The organism is Clostridium cibarium (assembly GCF_014836335.1).
GTDB lineage: Bacteria > Bacillota > Clostridia > Clostridiales > Clostridiaceae > Clostridium > Clostridium cibarium.
In genome coordinates this window covers 28,459-45,911 of record NZ_JACSRA010000005.1, presented here as the reverse complement: position 1 = coordinate 45,911, position 17,453 = coordinate 28,459, and the positions used below count along the sequence as shown (strand labels likewise).

The following is a 17,453-nucleotide window of genomic DNA, read 5'->3' as shown; positions in this document are numbered from 1 at the left end:
TTTTAAATCACTTCCTTATAAAACTCCTTAATTACATTTAACAATCGACTTTATAATTATATATTTTATAAGTTATTTATACAACATAGGAAAAATTATTTGACTATATCACTAATTAGTGATATATTGCATTTATGAGTAAAAATTATGATTATGGTGAATTAGGAAACTTAAATTTAAAGACCCTTATTGCGTTAAGTAGAACTACTCAAAAGGTTAACAAAAAACAGGATAAAATAATTAAAGGAGGAGGTTTAACTGTTTCTCAGTTCGCGGTACTTGAAGTTTTATATCATAAAGGAGACTTAAGAATTAGCGAAATAATTGAAAAAATTCTATCGACAAGTGGAAATATGACTGTTGTTATAGATAACTTAGTCAAGGAAGATCTTGTAAGAAGATGTGTTGACCCTAAAGATAGGAGAGTTAATTTAATAAGTATTACTGAAAAGGGAAGAAATCTTATGAGTGAAATTTTTCCTAAGCATTTAGAAAATATAAATGAAATTTTTAGTACATTAACTATTGAGGAAAAGGAACAGTTAATAGGTTTGTTGAAGAAATTATCAGGTGTATAAAAAATACACCTTAATTTTAAAGTAAATATCACTAATTAGTGATTAACTAATTAGTAAATAAATTTTATAGAAATAAAGGAGAAGTAAAATATGATAAAATCAATAATTTCAAAAATATTAGGAACAAAAGGTGATAATAATATGAAAGAAAGCAAAGTAGTATGTGGATGTTTTAATGTTACAGAAGAAGATATAAAAAATGCTGTAAAGATGGGGGCAAATTCATTTGAAGAAGTACAAGCTGCAACTAAGGTCGGAACTGGCTGTGGTAGATGTGTAGATAATAATAGAGCATTAGTTAATAATTTATTATTACAAAAGAAGATTGATGAAAATCAAATAGTATGCGGATGTTTTAAAGTAACAGTACAAGATTTAGTTAATGCTATTAAGAATGGAGCAAAATCATTTGAAGAGGTGCAGGAAGTAACTAAGGTAGGTACTGGGTGTGGTAAATGTGTAGGCAGTAACAGATTACTAGTTAAAGAGTTATTAGAAAGAAAGTAATTGTCATTAAGCTTACTATAGAAATAGAAAGGAATTAGATAAATAATGAGGGGAGAGAGAATAAATGAATGAATTTTTAAAGGTTGTTAGAGAAAGAAGATCTGCAGATAAATTTATTGAAAATGTTGAAATACCTAAAGAAGATTTTAATGAAATATTTAGAGACTTATCATTAGCACCGTCTGCATTTAATTTACAACATGCTAAATACTATGTTGTGGAGAATAAGGAACTAAAAGATAAAGTATATGAAGCAGCATATAATCAATATAAGATAAAAACTGCATCAGCGGCAATAATAGTTACTGGAAATAAAAAAGCTTATTTATCGGCAGATAAAATATATGAAGGTTCAATGATGCTTGGTATGTTAGATAAAACACAATATCATATGATTATTGATACTATTAATAGTCTTTATGAAGGCTGGGGAGAAACGTTCCAGTATGATGAAGCTATTAGAAATGCATCTTTATCAGCTATGCTGTTTATGTTATTAGCTAAAGATAAGGAATGGGATACTTGTCCTATGATATATTTTGATAAGGATAAAATCAAGGAAATATTAGATTTGCCAGAGAATGAAGAGCCAGCCATTATGATTACAATGGGGAAGGTTGATAATAGTAGTAGTAAAATTAGAGGTTATAGAAAACCAGTTGATGAATTTGTTAGGTTCTATAAATAAGATATATGATAAAAAGAGGATAAATTAGTCCTCTTTTTTTATTTTACCTAACTTGAGGTTTATGGATAAATAAGTATAATATGTTACAATAAACCTAAGAACTCATTGCATATTAATCATAGGAGGTATAATATGAAATTTTCTATTAAACAAACACAATTATATAAATTCTTAAATTATTGTAATGAATACAATCTTGAGAAAACTATACTTGATTGTGGAGCAGGAGGAGCTAATCCACCTCTTTATATTTTTGAAAAATCAGGGTACAAAACATATGGTATTGAAATTAGTGATTCACAATTAGAAAAGGCTAGAAATTTTTCAAATCAAGCAGGAATTAATCTTAATATATCAAAGGGAGATATGAGAAAGTTATCTTTTGAAGACCAATCTCTAAGTTACATCTATTCATACAATTCTATATTTCATATGAGCAAAAATGATATACAAAAATCAATAAATGAGATTAAAAGAGTTCTAAAACCAGGTGGATTATGTTGTCTAAACTTTCTTTCCTTAGAAGATGAGGGCGTTGGCACAGGAAAAGAACTAGGCAATAATGAATTTTTGCAAATGGAAAGAGGAGAAGAAGTTATTCATTCTTACTTTAATATTGATGAAGCTGAAAGTTTTTTTAGTGATATGAAGATTATATATAAAGAAAATAGAATAATAGAAAGATTGTATGAAGGTAAAAAGATTAAGCAAGGATATATAGATTATATACTTGAGAAGAGTAAGTAATTAATTTTTATGAAGGTATTGGATATGAAGATTGTAAAAATGAATCCAAGTGAACCAGATGCTATTTATTTGATGGATGAGTTGTCACAAAATCTTGAATCTATTACAGGTGCAAGTGGAAGAAATTCTTTTAACTCTAATGATGTTTGTGTTCCACGTTCAGTATTTGTAGTTGCCTATGATGAAGGAGGGCAAGCAATAGGGTGTGGAGGTATACGCCCTATTAGTGAAAGTATTGCTGAAGTTAAGAGGATGTTTGCAAAAACAAAAGGAGAAGGAGTAGGATCAGAAATTTTATTTCATTTAGAAAAAAAGGCTATAGAGATGGGTTACGTTACTCTTTGGGTTGAAACACGACTAGTAAATGAGTGTGCAGTATCATTTTATAAGAGTAGAGGTTATAAGCAAATATCAAACTATGGTAAGTATGCTAGAAATTCAGAAGCTATCTGTTTTGAAAAGAGGATAAGTTAGAATTTAGTATCAGTTGAGAAATGTATTATAGTAATCTTGTGATAATAGTAAATGAGGGATTAGAATGAATGAATATATGAAGAAATTAATAATTCCAATCTTGTGGGAAGGTTTGTTTACTATATCTTGTTTTTGTTTACCAGACAAGTATTATCCATATACAAATTTTCTATTCTATTTAGGGATTGTTATATATTTTATATTAAATAGATATTTTAGCTTTGAAGAATTAAAAAGTAATATAATTAGTAGAAAAAAGTTTTGGATGCCTGTATTTGTAACAATTTTATTTTTAATTTTAGCATTTGGATTAAGTTATTTACCTAAAATGATTTTTCCTAATTTAAATGAAGGAATGATAAATTTAAGAATTAACAATTGGAGTGGTGTAGTTTTATTTATATTGTCCACTATAATATTTCCGCCTTTAGCAGAAGAAATGTTTTATAGAAAAGCAATAATAAATTTTGAAAGCAAGAAAATATTATATATATCAACTATTACTAGCTTATTTCTATTTGCAATAGAACACTCTCTTAGCTGGTATGGAATATTTATGGCAATGATTTGGGGAATTCCATTTAGTATATCTTATATAAAAACAAAAAATATATATGTACCTATGATGGCACATTTTATTGTAAATTTAATTGGAAATGGTAGTACTGCAATTATTATGGTGGTACGCTTATTGAACTAAGTTATATAAAAGTTATAAGTTCATTGATTAAAATAAAAAGTAGAATGTGATACAGATCTAGTATCACATTCTACTTTTTTCATTTATACCTTTAGAATGCCTACCTTTGGAAGTATCTTTAAAATATTTTCTTTGCCATGACAATCTGAAAATTCAAAACTTAAGTCTTTTCCAGCAGTTAACCCATGGTGTACAGATGCATTCCAATGTGGATTTTTGCTAACATCGTAGACAATCCCATTAACTGCTACATAAGCAGGTTTTCCTAAAGTACCGTCATACTCAGAAAGTTCATTTAGAGTGAATTCCTTTACTTGTCTTAGGTAACATCTTGATGATGTCCAATAAGCTTTTGCGTCATTTTCAAGTTTTGAAAGTCTTGTATAATAATCAGGAAATTCATGCAAATGAGCTAGAGCTATTTTCCCAGTGATTAATGGATCATTATCTGTTACATTTGTTGGAGAATATTTCTTCCCGTGTTCTAACTCAGTATTTATTCCCATAGTAAATTGTTCTAAATCAAATTTTTCTTTGCTAAAATCAATACCAAGTTCTTTGGCAATCTGGGCACATTCATCAGTTGTGAAGTTTTTTCTAGATGGGCTGATATTTCTTGAATCCGTATAAACAACTGGGGATGTATTTATCAGATTAATAAAAAGAATATAATCGTATTTTTGAGAATTCTTCAACTTGTCCATAAGTATTTCACGTATCATATCTTTATAATATACATGTGGTATACCTGATTTTATATCTCTACAAACATCAACAGAATCTAATGTGTTTAACTTAGCATCCATAATACCATATATATATGATTTTGGCCTTTCAAAAATTGTACTTGTTTGTGAATGTACATTTTGACATGTATAAAATGCATATATTTCTTTGAAGAATTTGCTATGTTTGTTTTCTTCAGTTTTTATTGCATTAATAATATTTTTTTCTTTTTCATTAGGAGCTGTAGTAATAAGGTAATCATGAAGCAGTTTGTTTTTTCTTTCTTCTTGAATAGTTTTATTTATTAAATGTAGAGTTTCTTCTAATGGTTTGGAAGTTTTATTGATAGAGTTTAAAGGACTAATATTATTATAATTATTTGATGGCATGCAAAAATACATTTAATTCTCCTAGAAAATTCGATATTACTACATTTTATGATATAAGTAAGCTTATGGTGTTTAAGAATTTATTTAACTGGTGAAAGGCTTAATGCACATCAATGAAAAGTATCCTAAATGGTTATACTGTATAGATGGATTAAACTATGAAGGGAGAATAAGATGAGTATAGGATATGCATGTCTAACTATTGGAGTATTAAGTACTAATTTTAAAAGTTGTATACTTAAAAATGTTACAGAAGAAAAGCTACTAGAATTGATTTCACATAATCTAAAGTCTCTTGAAAATATAATTGATTATAATATAGAAAATAATATAATGCTTTTTAGGATAACTTCTGATTTAATACCATTTGGATCAAATCCTGTTAATAACATTAAGTGGTGGGATGTCTTCTCAAGTGAATTATTGAAAATTAGTGAAAAAATTAAGTCAAGTGGTATGAGGGTATCAATGCATCCGGGACAGTATACTGTAATAAATTCTCCTAGTAATGATGTTGTAAAAAGATCGATGAATGATTTAAATTATCATGCTAGGGTGTTAGATAGGCTTGGAGTTTCCAAAAAACATAAGATGATTTTACATATAGGTGGAATTTACAATGATAAGGGAGAGGCAGTGGATAGATTTATTAGAAATTATCAGTACTTAGATGAATCTGTAAAGAATAGGCTTGTTATTGAAAATGATGATAAGTTATATAATATTATAGATGTTTTGGAAATAGGTACAAAGCTAAATATCCCAGTGATTTTTGATAATTTACATAATGATATAAATTTTTCAGGAGAGCAGAAAAGTACAATAGAATGGGTTAATGAGTGTAAAAAGACGTGGAAAGAAGATGATGGGAATCAAAAGATACATTATTCAGAGCAAAATCCTTTAAAAAAAATTGGTTCGCATTCAAATACTATTGATATAAATAAATTTATGTATTTCTTTAAAGAATTAAATAGAAATGACATAGATATAATGCTTGAAGTTAAAGATAAGAATCTTTCAGCAGTAAAATGCATTAACTGCATATCTAATAATAATATTAATGTGCTTGAAGAGGAATGGAGTAGATATAAATATAAAGTTTTAGAGAATTCACCTAGTAACTATTCAGAGATAAGAGAGATATTAAAGGATAAAAGTAGCTATCCTGCTATTAAGTTTTATGATTTAGTAGATGATGCTTTGCAGAAAGAAGTCTCTGTAGAAAATTCTATAAATGTAGCAACTCATATTTGGAATTGTTTAAAAGATATTGCTACAGAAAAAGAAAGAGCTAGTTTTTTAAAAATTATTGACGATTATAAGAATGGAAAAGTATCAATTAATAAAATTAAAAGTGCACTGTTTAGGTTATCTGTTAAGTATAATGAAGAGTGTTTATTGCACTCATATTATTTTGTGCTTTAGTAAACATAGATTTTATCACTATAGTATCAAAAATGATACTATAGCACTTTTAAGTGCTTACTATACAAAATGTATCTTCTGAATTATTATAAAATTGCAATGAAAAAATGTAATAAAACAATATGCCAGGAGGTATTGAAATGAATGAAGTAGTAAAATTTTTAAAAGAAAATCCAGTGCAATATTTTGCAACTGTAGGATTAGATGGAAAAGCAAAAGCTCGTCCTTTTCAATTTATGATTGAAGAAGGTGGAAAGCTATATTTCTGCACAAATAATGAAAAGGATGTGTATGCAGAAATTCAAAAAAATCCTTATGTTGAAGTTACAGTAGCAAGTCCAAAGTTCGCTTGGATAAGATTAAATGGTAAAGTTGTATTTTCAAAGGATTTGGAGATAAAGAAGAAAGTAATAGAATCTAGTGGACTGGTAAAAAAACTTTATCAAACTGCTGAAAATCCTATATTTGAAATTTTTTATCTAGATGGAGCCAAAGCAGTAATATCTGATTTTTCAGGTAATCCACCTAAAGAATATAATTTATAATTTATTAATAATTATAAAGCGGCTTAGCCGCTTTTTTTATGATGAAAGTTTGTCCTTGTAATCAGTTCCCCATGCATACATAGAATCAAGTATAGGTTTTAAGCTATAACCAGTTTTAGTTAATGTATATTCAACCTTTGGTGGAACTTCTGGGTAAACCTTACGTGTAAGCAAGCCTGACTCTTCCATTTCTCTTAAGTTTTGAGTAAGGACCTTTTGGGTTATTGATCCAATAGATTTTTTAAGTTCACCAAAGCGTCTTGTTCCTTCAAGTAAATCTCTAATGATTAACACCTTCCACTTATTGCCCATAAGTTGTAAAGTTATTTCAACAGGACAAGCTGGAAATTCTTTTCGCATATAGATACACTTCCTCTCCTTAGTATCTTTTAGGATACTATAGCACTATTGAGTGCTTAGTTTACAATAGATATCGATAAATATATTATAAAATCAAAGGATGACAAAATCAATGTAATAGTATTTAAAAACTAGTTGAAGGAAAGTACAATGAATCAATTATTATATATAAAGAGGATGATTTTTTCATTATGGAGTTATTTTTCTTTTTATGGTTAGTGAAACTATAAACAAAAATATGGTATAATTATAGTGGAATTGCAATAAATGTAATTATATGGGGTAATATGGCTAATGATTCTAGGGGTGGAGGAGAGTAATGAAAATTTCACCAGAAATATTAACTGAAGATTATTGGATACTACGAATGCCAGAAATCTTTTTAACAGGATGGAATAGACTAAATTCAGTTTGTTTAGAATATTATAAAAATGTATCTAATCCATATTACTTAAAGCATAAGAAATAAGCTTTTAGCTTTATTATATATATGCATAGATAAAAAATAATAAGGAGGAACTAGCATGAAATATTTTATAAACATGCCTATACTAAAAAAAATAGTATGGATATTTTCGACAATGATAGGTCTTATGCTGATAATAGGTGGGACAGGCGTTTATACGTCACATAAATTAAGTGAGGTTACAGGGTTAACTGTTAATAGTAATGATATAATAATAATCAGTGTAACAATAATAGGAGTTATATATGCAGCTATTATGACTATTATATTAAAGAAAAGTTTTGTAGAGCCACTAAGAAAGATTAAAAGATTTGCTGAAAGTTTATCAAATTACGATTTTTCATCAGTTATAGAAGAAAGTAGAGAAGATGAATTTGGAGAAGCAATACGCGCATTGAATAAAGCTCAAAACAATGTAAGTAAAATGATTAGGGAAATAACTGGGACTATAGAGGGAATAAGTTCATCTGCAGAAGAACTTTCAGCAACAGCAGAGGAGATAACTACTAAGGCTGAAACTATTGATGAGGAAGTAGATAATATTGCATCATATATGCAAGAAACTAGCGCAACAACAGAAGAGATAAGTGCATCAGCTGAAGAAGTAGATGCTAATATAAATGAACTTTCTTCAAAAGCTGCGAATGGAAGTAATCAAGCCAGTGAGTCTAAAGAAAGAGCTACAGAAGTTAAAAAAAGTAGTGAAAATGCTATAGAAAAAACTAGAAGTTTATATAATGATAAACAAAAAAATATGATGAAGGCTATTGAAGATGGAAAAGTAGTAGATAGCATAAAGGTCATGGCAGATACTATAGGTAGTATCGCTGAACGAACTAATTTACTAGCGTTGAATGCAGCAATAGAGGCAGCTAGTGCAGGGGAACAAGGAAGAGGATTTGCAGTAGTAGCAGAGGAGATTAGAAAACTTGCAGAGCAGTCTTCAGAAGCTGTAATAAGTATCCAAGAAACTATAGAAAAAGTTCAAGAAGCATTTAAGAGTAGTGTTGATACAGGTAGTGATATATTAGAATTTATAAATACTCAGGTAAATAAACAATTTGATTCTTATAGTAAGACAGGAGAGCAGTATTATAATGATTCTGATTTTGTTAGTAAGATGACAGAGGAAATAGCTTGTATGACAGAGGAAGTTACAGCTGCTGTTGGACAAGTAAATGAAGCAGTTCAAAATATGGCACAGACATCACAAAAATCAACTGAACGTGTAGAAACAATAAAGTTAAGCATTGATGAAACTACGAAAGCAATAGAGCAAGTTGCATTAACTGCCCAAAGTCAAGCAGAACTTTCTCAGAAACTAAATGAAATGATATGGGAATTTAAGATATAAAAGTGTTAAAAAGTATGTCTCAAAATAATTTTTGAGGCATATTTTTTTAATATAAATTAACTACAAGTGCAGAATGTACTTAATAATATGTTGGATTATGTGGTTTTGTTTGATAAAATTTGATTTATTGTGAATACTTTCGCTGAAAATGATTACACCTTCATTTATAATATTATTATATTAACCTTACAAATTAAAATGTTAATAGGTGGGAGATACTTGTAGAATCTAGGCTTATAATTTTGTCATTAACTAGGACTATGAGTAGCCTTAATAAAGGGGGATATGAGAATATGAAAATTTTACACAAGGTAACGTTACTATCAGTAACTTTGCTATTATTTGCTGCTACCATTGGGTATACAGGATATCACTTTACTACTATATCACAAAGTAATATATCTACTATGTATAATGATGAGATGAAAGCTATAAATTTAGCAGATGATATGCGAATTCAATCAAGAACTTGTCAAACGGTTTTATTAAGTTTAATTTTGAATATAGGAGATCAAGAAAAGCAAAAAGAATTTTTAGATCAAATAGACTTAAAATTAAAAGGTATATCTGATGATATTGCTGATTATAAAGAATTCAATTTAAGTGGAGAACAGAGGGGAAAAGTTATATCACTTGAAAATAGCATGCCAGAATACATAAAAATATGTGAGACAATAAAGCAAATGTCCACATCTGGAAAGTATAAGATTGAAGAAGTATATGATTATTACTATAAATATACTAATACTTTAGATAGTGTTCGTTCAGGAGCAAATATCCTATTAAAAGCTCATGTTGCAGAAGCAGATCAATCATATGCTGAGGTAAAAGATAACAATGAAAAATCTGTAATTATATTATTATCTGTATTAAGTGCAGCGATAATTCTTGGAATAGTACTTACAGTTTTTATAGTAAAGCCAATTACATATTCATTAAAAGTGGCAACAGATCACTTAGGTATTTTGGCAGAAGGAGATTTTAGTAAAGATGTATCTCCAAAATTATTAAAGAATAATGATGAAATTGGAATAATGTTAAGAGCTGTTGATAAGATGCAAAAATCCATTAGAGGAGTTATTAAATCAGTTATTGATGAGTCAAATAACATTAAAAGTATGGTTTTAAATGCTGATAATAATATAACAGAGTTAAATTCTAAGATAGAAGATGTATCTGCAACAACAGAAGAATTGTCGGCTGGAATGCAAGAAACTGCAGCATCTACTGAGCAAATGAGTGCTACATCAACAGAAATAGAAAGTGCTATTGAAAAAGTCTCAAACAAGGCAAAAGAAAGTGCTATTTCATCAAATGACATAAGTAATAGAGCAAATGAAGTTAAATCAAATGCACTAGCATCTCAGAAAAATGCAGGTGAAATATATTTAACAACTAATAAGAACTTAAGAGATGCAATAGAACAATCAAAATCTGTTGAACAGATAAAAGTTTTATCAGAAGCAATATTAGATATTACATCACAAACAAATCTTCTAGCCTTAAATGCAGCAATAGAAGCTGCTAGAGCAGGGGAAGCTGGAAAAGGCTTTGCCGTGGTAGCGGATGAAATAAGAAAGCTTGCAGAGGATTCGACTAATACTGTTAATGAAATACAAAGAATAACACAAATTGTTCTTAATTCTGTGGAAAACCTTACTGAAAGTTCCAGCGAAATACTAGAATTTGTTGATAAGCAAGTAAAAGATGGTTACAATTCAATGGTGGAAACTGGAGAAAAGTATAATGAAGATGCACAAAGAATTTATAATTTATCAACTGATTTCAGTAAAGCAACAGAACAGATAAGCTTACTTGTTGAAGATATTACAAGAGAGTTAAGCGGGGTAAGCTTAGCAACAAATGAAGGTGCAGAAGGTACTTCAAGTATAGCTGAAAAAACATCTAACGTAGTAGAAATGACAAAAGATATAATAGATTTAACTATTTCTATCAAGGATAGTGTAGATCAACTTAATAATCTTGTATCTACGTTTAAAATATAGGAACTAAAAAATCCTCTAATATTATTTAGAGGATTTTTTTGTTATTATTAATCTGTACCTATACAGATGTAAGTTATTATATTTGAAAACATAGTTATATTTTCTTATGATTAATATATAAAACAAATAAGAAATAGGAGGTTCAAATATGAATAAATTTAAAGAAGGATTCCTATGGGGAGGCGCAACCGCCGCAAATCAATTTGAAGGTGGATGGAACGCAGGTGGAAAGGGATTGAGTACAGCAGATGTAATGACAGGTGGAACACATACTACACCTAGACGTATAACTCCAGAACTTGAAGAAGGAACATACTATCCAAGTCATGAAGCTATAGATTTTTATGGACACTATAAGGAAGATATAAAAATGTTCGGGGAAATGGGCTTTAAGACTTTTAGAATGTCAATAAATTGGTCTAGGATATTTCCAAATGGTGATGATTTAGAACCAAGTGAAGAAGGCTTGAAGTTTTATGATAACGTATTCGATGAATTGAAAAAATATAATATAGAACCATTAGTAACTATATCTCACTATGAAACACCTTTTGGTCTTACAAAAAAGTACAATGGATGGGCTTCAAGGGAAGTAATTGATTGTTATATAAGATATTGCGAAACAATATTTAAAAGGTATAAAAATAAGGTTAAATATTGGCTAACATTTAATGAAATTAACTGCTTAACAATAGATTTTGGAGCTTTTATGGGAGGCGGAATATTAGTTAAAGAAGGAGAAAATTCTGATCAGCTAAGATTTCAAGCACTTCATCATCAATTTATAGCAAGTGCTAAAGCAGTTAAATTAGGACATGAAATAAACCCAGATTTTAAAATAGGATGTATGATTGCCTATATGACATTATATCCATATACATGTAATCCAGATGATATATTATTAGCACAACAAAAGGACCAGATACAAAATGGGTTATGTGGCGATGTACAAGTAAGAGGACATTATCCAGGTTTTGCTAAGCGTTACTTTGAAGAAAATAATATAAAGATAAGAATGGAAAAAGATGATGAGAATATATTAAGAGAAGGATGTGTAGATTTCTATTCATTTAGTTACTATATGTCTAATGCTGTAAGTACAGACCCAGAAAAGCAAGAAACTTCAGGAAATCTACTAGGAGGAATAAAAAATCCATATTTAAAGGCTTCAGATTGGGGATGGCAAATTGATCCTAAGGGATTAAGATGGACTTTAAATCATATTTATGACAGATATCAAATCCCAGTAATGGTAGTTGAAAATGGGCTAGGAGCAGTAGATGTTGTAGAAGAAGATGGAACTATTAATGATGATTATAGAATAGATTATTTAAGAGATCACATAGTAGAAATGAATGAAGCTGTTAAGGATGGAGTTGACCTTATGGGCTACACTATGTGGGGATGCATAGACTTAGTAAGCGCATCTACAGGGGAAATGAAAAAACGTTATGGTTTTATATATGTAGATAAAGATAATGAAGGAACTGGAACATTAGAAAGAAAACCTAAGAAGAGCTTCTATTGGTATAAAAAAGTTATAGAATCAAATGGAGAAAATTTAGAATAAGTAAGAAAACTACCTTTATGATTTTTCATAGAGGTAGTTTTTTAATAGACTTAACAGTCTTAAAATTAGAATAATAAGTACATAAGCTTTGATAGGCTGTAGAAAGATATTGTATAATATGCTATTAAAGCTATGCATAAAAAATTACTTTTTATTAACCAATCCTTTTTCATATTCTTCTATCATTTTTTTTGTCATTAATCCACCAATACTTCCAACGACATGTCCATTATCCCTTGAAGTAACATTACCTTTATAGCTTTCATCATTAAGATTTATACCATTTTCGTTTGCAAATTCTGCTTTTAACTTATTTAACTTTTCCTTAGCTCCAGGAACTAAAGGTCTTCTACTCATAATTAACACCTCCATATCAGTATTAGTTTTATATTTTAAAATCAAAATATACTTAGATAATTTATGAAGAGAAGATTTTATAGCACAGTTATGGTAAAAAAAATTAAAATGGAACTAAAATTTTTGAAGAAATGTGACGATAATTAATTAATAAGTTTTATATTTTATTAGAGATAGTTATGGACGAGAGGTAGGTGGAAAATAGGAGGATATTATAAGTATCTATCCTATTAATAAGATGGAGAAGATAGGTATATGTGGGTGGTTATCAAGAGAAGGAGATTTTTACAGGTGTGGGGAGTCTAAACATAATCTTTTAGCATCACATTTAGAAAAAGGCTTAGATTTAAAGCTATTTGATGAAGAAAAACAGATTTATCTTCATGATACAGCATTATTAGAAGCTTTAGGTTATGTTAAATTCACTGAATCGAAATACGGACTTGAAAATGAATATTACAACAATCAATTTTTGTTATTCTTTGGAACAAGGTTCTCTTATGCACAAAGAAAATGGATGGAAAAAAACATAACTAAAATGTCATCATTTCAAAGATCAGAATGTAGACAAAGATTGATTTTAGGACATTAGTTATATATTAAAAGTAGAAAAATTTATAAACCTTAGTAGAAAGCAATTTTAAGCTAACTACTGGGTTTATTTTTTATTTAGATTAAAGAAGACAATAATTTCATGAAAGATATGTTTTTTTGTCGTAAACTGGAATAATTGCTATGTTTGTAATTGATGAGTAAAATTGTATGTTTTGTGAAATTAGTATTTATTTAATTTTCATCTTGTGAGAACATGAAATTGTAAATATATAAAAATTAGGGGGAATAAATCATGAAAACAAAAAAGATAATTTCATTATTAGCAGGTATAGCATTATCCATAAGTATGCTTGTTGGTAATAGTAGTTTTCAAACAGTTGCAAAGGCCACTCAGGCTGATACTAATTTAGTTAAGAATGGAAATTTTGATACAAATCTAAAGGGATGGGGAAATTACACAACAGATGGCGGTGTTGGCAAAGTATCACAGCAAGATGGTGCTCTTAATGCAGAAGTAGATAATTGTGGAAATGTATCATATAGTCTGCAAGTTTATTATGATGGCTTTAAGATGCTTAAAAATGGGAAATATCACTTAGAGTTTGATATAAGTTCAACAACTGATAGAAAAGTAGAATATACAATTCAGCGTAATAAGGGAGATTATCGTTCTTATACTTATGGGAAAATAGATACAACTAGCAAAGTTCAAAAAGTATCAGATGATTTTACTATGACAGAGGACAATGATAAAGCTCCAAGACTTGCATTTAATCTTGGAAATGTAGGGGGAGGAGATCTTCCAGAACATTCTATTAAAATTGATAATGTTAAATTAGTTCTTCTTGATGATACTGGAGTAACTTATGATGAAGATGATGCTCCAAAAGTAGAGCAAAAAATTGTTTTAAATCAATTAGGATATAAACCAGAGGATAAGAAAAAGATTGTATTTAGGGCAGCTAGTGAAGATCGTAAATTTAGAGTCGTTTCAACTAGCACGAAAGAGGTAGTTTATGAGGGCTATATTAATGGGTCAATTAACAATGAGGCAGCAGGTGAGACAGACAGATTTGGTGATTTTTCATCTGTAAAAACACCAGGTACTTATACTATTGAGACTGATGGACTAGGTAGTTCTTATAAGTTTACTATAGGACAAGATGTTTATAAGAATGTATTTAAAGATGCAGTAAGATTTTTCTATATGCAAAGATGTGGACAAGAGATACCAGAAAGTTTAGGTGGTAAATGGGCACATCCAGCTTGTCACACAGATTTAGCTAGAATATATGGAACAGATCAAAAAATAGATGTGTCTGGTGGTTGGCATGATGCAGGTGATTATGGACGTTATGTAGTTGCTACTTCAACAGCAGCAGCAGACCTTTTGACAGCTTACAATGACAATAAAGCTGCTTTTGGAGATGATTTCAATATTCCTGAAAGTGGAAATGGCATCCCAGATGTTTTAGATGAAATAAAATATCAATTACAGTGGTTATTAAAAATGCAGGATCAAACAAGTGGTGGTGTTTATCATAAAGTAACATGTGCCGGTTTCCCAGGTCATGTAATGCCACAAGACGAAACAGCTGAACTTATTGTATGTCCTATCTCAACAACTGCAACAGGAGACTTTGCAGCAGTTATGGCAATGGGATATGAAAACTTTAAGGATATAGACCCATCCTTAGCAGAAAAATGTTTAGCAGCAGGAGAAAAAGCTTGGGCATACTTAAAAGATAAACCAAATACTCCTGTTTCAAATCCAACAGGTATTGTTACTGGAGCATACGAGGACAATGATGATACTGATGAAAGATATTGGGCTGCAGCTCAGCTTTTCAAAGCAACAGGGGATAGTAAATATGACGATGCCTTTAAAGCATTAGAAAATAAAAAGATTAGTTCAGGATTAGGTTGGCAAAGTGTTGGAGACTTCGGTAATTTGGCATATATATCAGCTAAAGGTGCTGATCAAAATGTAGCTGGCAATATTAGAAATTACATTATAAATGAGGCTCAACATATTGTATGTTTAGACAAGAATGATGGATACAACATTCCAAGTGGAACAAAAGGTTATTACTGGGGAAGCAATATGAATGTAAATAATAATGCTATATTCCTTGCAAAGGCTTATAAGATTTTTCCTAATGAAGAGTATTTAGAATATGCAAAAGAACATATTAACTATTGCTTTGGTAAAAATTCATTAGGTAAATGCTTTGTTTCAGGTTATGGTACAGATTCTATGAAACATCCACATCATAGACCATCTATAGTACAAGAAAAGGCAGTGCCAGGTATGATTGCAGGTGGACCAAATAGTGGGTTAGAAGATCCAACAGCAGTAGCTGAATTAGATGGACTAGCTCCTGCTAGATGCTATATTGATAATCAAGAGAGTTATTCTACTAATGAAGTAGACATCTATTGGAACTCACCATTTGTTTGCGCTATGGCAGAAGTTGATAGAGATTAGATAGTAGAGAATTAAGTTATGAGAATGAAGAATAGTATATAAAATGTTTTATGTATATTCTTCATTTTCATTTCTACATTAATTGGGGGGAGAGTAATGAAGAAAATTCAAGGTTTATTATTGATATTAATATTTACATTTGCTACTTTACTTCCATTCAATTTACCTACTCAAGGAGGTAAGAATATACAAATAGCTATGGCGGCAGAAAGTTATTCGGAATGGAATGCAAACACAATTTATAACACTGGAAACATTGTGTCCTATGGAGGAAAACTCTGGATAGCACAATGGTGGACATTAGGTCAGACTCCAGGAACTACAGGACAATGGGGTGTATGGAAAGTGTATGATGGAGGAACAACAAATCCTACTGGTGATAAACTAGTGGCATTAACTTTTGATGATGGACCAAGTAATGTTACAGCATTAGTATTAGACAAGCTACAAAAGCATAATGTGCCAGCTTCTTTCTTTTTGATTGGTTCAAATATCACAGATGAAACAAAGTCTATTTTAGAAAGAGAGTTAAAGCAAGGGTGTGAAATAAACAATCATTCTTGGAGTCATTCATATATGAATGAGATGTCTGGTAGTAATATAAAAGATGAAATTCAAAAAACAAGTGATAGAATATTTAATATGGTTGGAGTAAGACCAAAGTTTTTCAGACCACCATATATAGCAGTTAATAATACAATGTATGAAAATATAGACATGCCATTTATCTGCGGAATAAACTGCACAGATTGGGATTCATCTGTTAGTGCACAATCTAGAGAAAAAACTATTTTAAGTAGTGCAAAAGATGGGGATATTATACTTCTTCATGACTTATATGGAAATACACAAACAGTTGATGCTCTTGATGGGATAATCAAGGGGTTACAAGACAAAGGATTTAAATTTGTAACTGTAAGTGATTTATTTAAGCAAAAGGGTGTAAATCCAAATGTTGAATATAAAATATGGACAAATGTAAATAAATAATAGGAAAACAGCAATGATAGTAATTTGTCATTGCTGTTTTTCTATTTATTAGTGATGTGTATTAAAAAAATGTTGGTAATAATTAAAAGCATAAAAGTAGATTGCATATAAATGAGTGCGTAAAAATATTTTTATAATAAGATAACAACATTTATTTAATACAGAAGTTTATAAATGAATATTTATATAGATATAATACTTTTTAAAGGTTAATTTAAACTATTGCGCTTGGCATTATACTCAGTAGCTGAGGTAATGGAAGATTATAAAAAGTTGTGAGAATTTAATATTTTATAATAATAATTATTGATTATCAATGAAGGAAAATGTATAATTTTATAATATAACACACAATAAGTGAAAAATCCTAATAAAAATTTTGAGTTTATGGAGGAAAGGTTATGAGAAAATTTGTATGTTTAATTTGTGGATATATTTATGAAGGATATGAAGTTCCAGAGATATGTCCAATTTGTAAGGCTGGAGCAGATAAGTTTGAAGAAGTATTTGAAAATAAAGAAGATG

The 17,453-nt window shown here is 29.5% G+C and carries 17 protein-coding genes and 2 pseudogenes; 16 read left to right on the top strand and 3 right to left on the bottom strand.

Annotation, left to right across the window (positions count from 1 at the left end; translation table 11 throughout):
• Positions 1 to 134: 134 nt before the first annotated feature.
• The 6 genes from H9661_RS04405 (at position 135) to H9661_RS04380 (ending at position 3,694) form a co-directional block, all read left to right on the top strand.
• The gene (locus H9661_RS04405) at positions 135 to 578 is read left to right on the top strand and encodes a MarR family winged helix-turn-helix transcriptional regulator (protein WP_143315552.1); all 444 of its coding nucleotides are present in this window, start codon (positions 135 to 137) and stop codon (positions 576 to 578) included.
• A gap of 90 nt (positions 579 to 668) precedes the next feature.
• Entirely contained in the window at positions 669 to 1,085 is a 417-nt protein-coding gene (locus H9661_RS04400) for a (2Fe-2S)-binding protein (protein WP_143315550.1), read from the top strand.
• A 64-nt stretch (positions 1,086 to 1,149) separates the two neighbouring features.
• On the top strand, positions 1,150 to 1,773 hold the full coding sequence (locus H9661_RS04395; protein WP_143315548.1) for a nitroreductase family protein: 624 nt from the start codon (positions 1,150 to 1,152) through the stop codon (positions 1,771 to 1,773).
• A gap of 132 nt (positions 1,774 to 1,905) precedes the next feature.
• Complete coding sequence (locus H9661_RS04390; RefSeq protein WP_191767800.1) at positions 1,906 to 2,520, top strand: class I SAM-dependent methyltransferase; 615 nt, start codon at positions 1,906 to 1,908, stop codon at positions 2,518 to 2,520.
• Positions 2,521 to 2,544: 24 nt separating this feature from the next.
• Entirely contained in the window at positions 2,545 to 2,994 is a 450-nt protein-coding gene (locus H9661_RS04385) for a GNAT family N-acetyltransferase (protein ID WP_191767799.1), read from the top strand.
• A gap of 64 nt (positions 2,995 to 3,058) precedes the next feature.
• Positions 3,059 to 3,694: a CPBP family intramembrane glutamic endopeptidase gene (locus H9661_RS04380; RefSeq protein ID WP_243240335.1), complete on the top strand. Its 636-nt coding sequence runs from the start codon at positions 3,059 to 3,061 to the stop codon at positions 3,692 to 3,694.
• An 83-nt stretch (positions 3,695 to 3,777) separates the two neighbouring features.
• On the opposite strand, the gene H9661_RS19525 is transcribed toward H9661_RS04380, so the two are convergent.
• Entirely contained in the window at positions 3,778 to 4,821 is a 1,044-nt protein-coding gene (locus tag H9661_RS19525; protein ID WP_243240334.1) for a DUF5661 family protein, read from the bottom strand.
• 162 nt (positions 4,822 to 4,983) lie between these two features.
• Here H9661_RS19525 and uvsE point away from each other — a divergent pair, with 162 nt between their 5' ends.
• A complete protein-coding gene (gene uvsE, locus H9661_RS04370) occupies positions 4,984 to 6,237 on the top strand; it encodes a UV DNA damage repair endonuclease UvsE (protein WP_143315542.1) in 1,254 nt (417 codons plus the stop codon).
• Positions 6,238 to 6,377: 140 nt separating this feature from the next.
• Positions 6,378 to 6,782: a pyridoxamine 5'-phosphate oxidase family protein gene (locus H9661_RS04365; RefSeq protein ID WP_191767798.1), complete on the top strand. Its 405-nt coding sequence runs from the start codon at positions 6,378 to 6,380 to the stop codon at positions 6,780 to 6,782.
• A 36-nt stretch (positions 6,783 to 6,818) separates the two neighbouring features.
• Here H9661_RS04365 and H9661_RS04360 read toward each other — a convergent pair whose 3' ends face one another.
• Positions 6,819 to 7,142: a winged helix-turn-helix transcriptional regulator gene (locus H9661_RS04360; RefSeq protein ID WP_143315538.1), complete on the bottom strand. Its 324-nt coding sequence runs from the start codon at positions 7,140 to 7,142 to the stop codon at positions 6,819 to 6,821.
• Between the two features lie 319 nt (positions 7,143 to 7,461).
• On the opposite strand from H9661_RS04360, the gene H9661_RS04355 reads away from it, so the two are divergent.
• The 4 genes and pseudogenes from H9661_RS04355 to H9661_RS04340 all read left to right on the top strand — a co-directional run bounded on the left by H9661_RS04355 (position 7,462) and on the right by H9661_RS04340 (position 12,538).
• Complete coding sequence (locus H9661_RS04355) at positions 7,462 to 7,611, top strand: hypothetical protein (RefSeq protein ID WP_191767797.1); 150 nt, start codon at positions 7,462 to 7,464, stop codon at positions 7,609 to 7,611.
• Between the two features lie 169 nt (positions 7,612 to 7,780).
• A pseudogene (locus H9661_RS04350) lies at positions 7,781 to 8,962 on the top strand (methyl-accepting chemotaxis protein); the annotation flags it as partial.
• Positions 8,963 to 9,255: 293 nt separating this feature from the next.
• Positions 9,256 to 10,968, top strand: a complete 1,713-nt coding sequence (locus H9661_RS04345) for a methyl-accepting chemotaxis protein (RefSeq protein ID WP_243240333.1) — start codon at positions 9,256 to 9,258, stop codon at positions 10,966 to 10,968.
• A gap of 148 nt (positions 10,969 to 11,116) precedes the next feature.
• The gene (locus H9661_RS04340; protein ID WP_143315534.1) at positions 11,117 to 12,538 is read left to right on the top strand and encodes a 6-phospho-beta-glucosidase; all 1,422 of its coding nucleotides are present in this window, start codon (positions 11,117 to 11,119) and stop codon (positions 12,536 to 12,538) included.
• Between the two features lie 144 nt (positions 12,539 to 12,682).
• Here H9661_RS04340 and H9661_RS04335 read toward each other — a convergent pair whose 3' ends face one another.
• Positions 12,683 to 12,895, bottom strand: coding sequence for an alpha/beta-type small acid-soluble spore protein (locus tag H9661_RS04335; RefSeq protein ID WP_143315532.1), 213 nt, complete (start codon positions 12,893 to 12,895; stop codon positions 12,683 to 12,685).
• A 238-nt stretch (positions 12,896 to 13,133) separates the two neighbouring features.
• Here H9661_RS04335 and H9661_RS04330 point away from each other — a divergent pair, with 238 nt between their 5' ends.
• From H9661_RS04330 to H9661_RS19520, 4 genes and pseudogenes are all read left to right on the top strand, one after another.
• Entirely contained in the window at positions 13,134 to 13,487 is a 354-nt protein-coding gene (locus tag H9661_RS04330) for a hypothetical protein (protein WP_143315531.1), read from the top strand.
• A 255-nt stretch (positions 13,488 to 13,742) separates the two neighbouring features.
• Entirely contained in the window at positions 13,743 to 15,938 is a 2,196-nt protein-coding gene (locus H9661_RS04325; protein ID WP_191767796.1) for a glycoside hydrolase family 9 protein, read from the top strand.
• A 96-nt stretch (positions 15,939 to 16,034) separates the two neighbouring features.
• A complete protein-coding gene (locus H9661_RS04320) occupies positions 16,035 to 16,928 on the top strand; it encodes a polysaccharide deacetylase family protein (RefSeq protein WP_243240332.1) in 894 nt (297 codons plus the stop codon).
• Positions 16,929 to 17,329: 401 nt separating this feature from the next.
• Positions 17,330 to 17,434 (top strand): annotated as a pseudogene (locus H9661_RS19520) (rubredoxin-like domain-containing protein); the annotation flags it as partial.
• Positions 17,435 to 17,453: the final 19 nt, after the last annotated feature.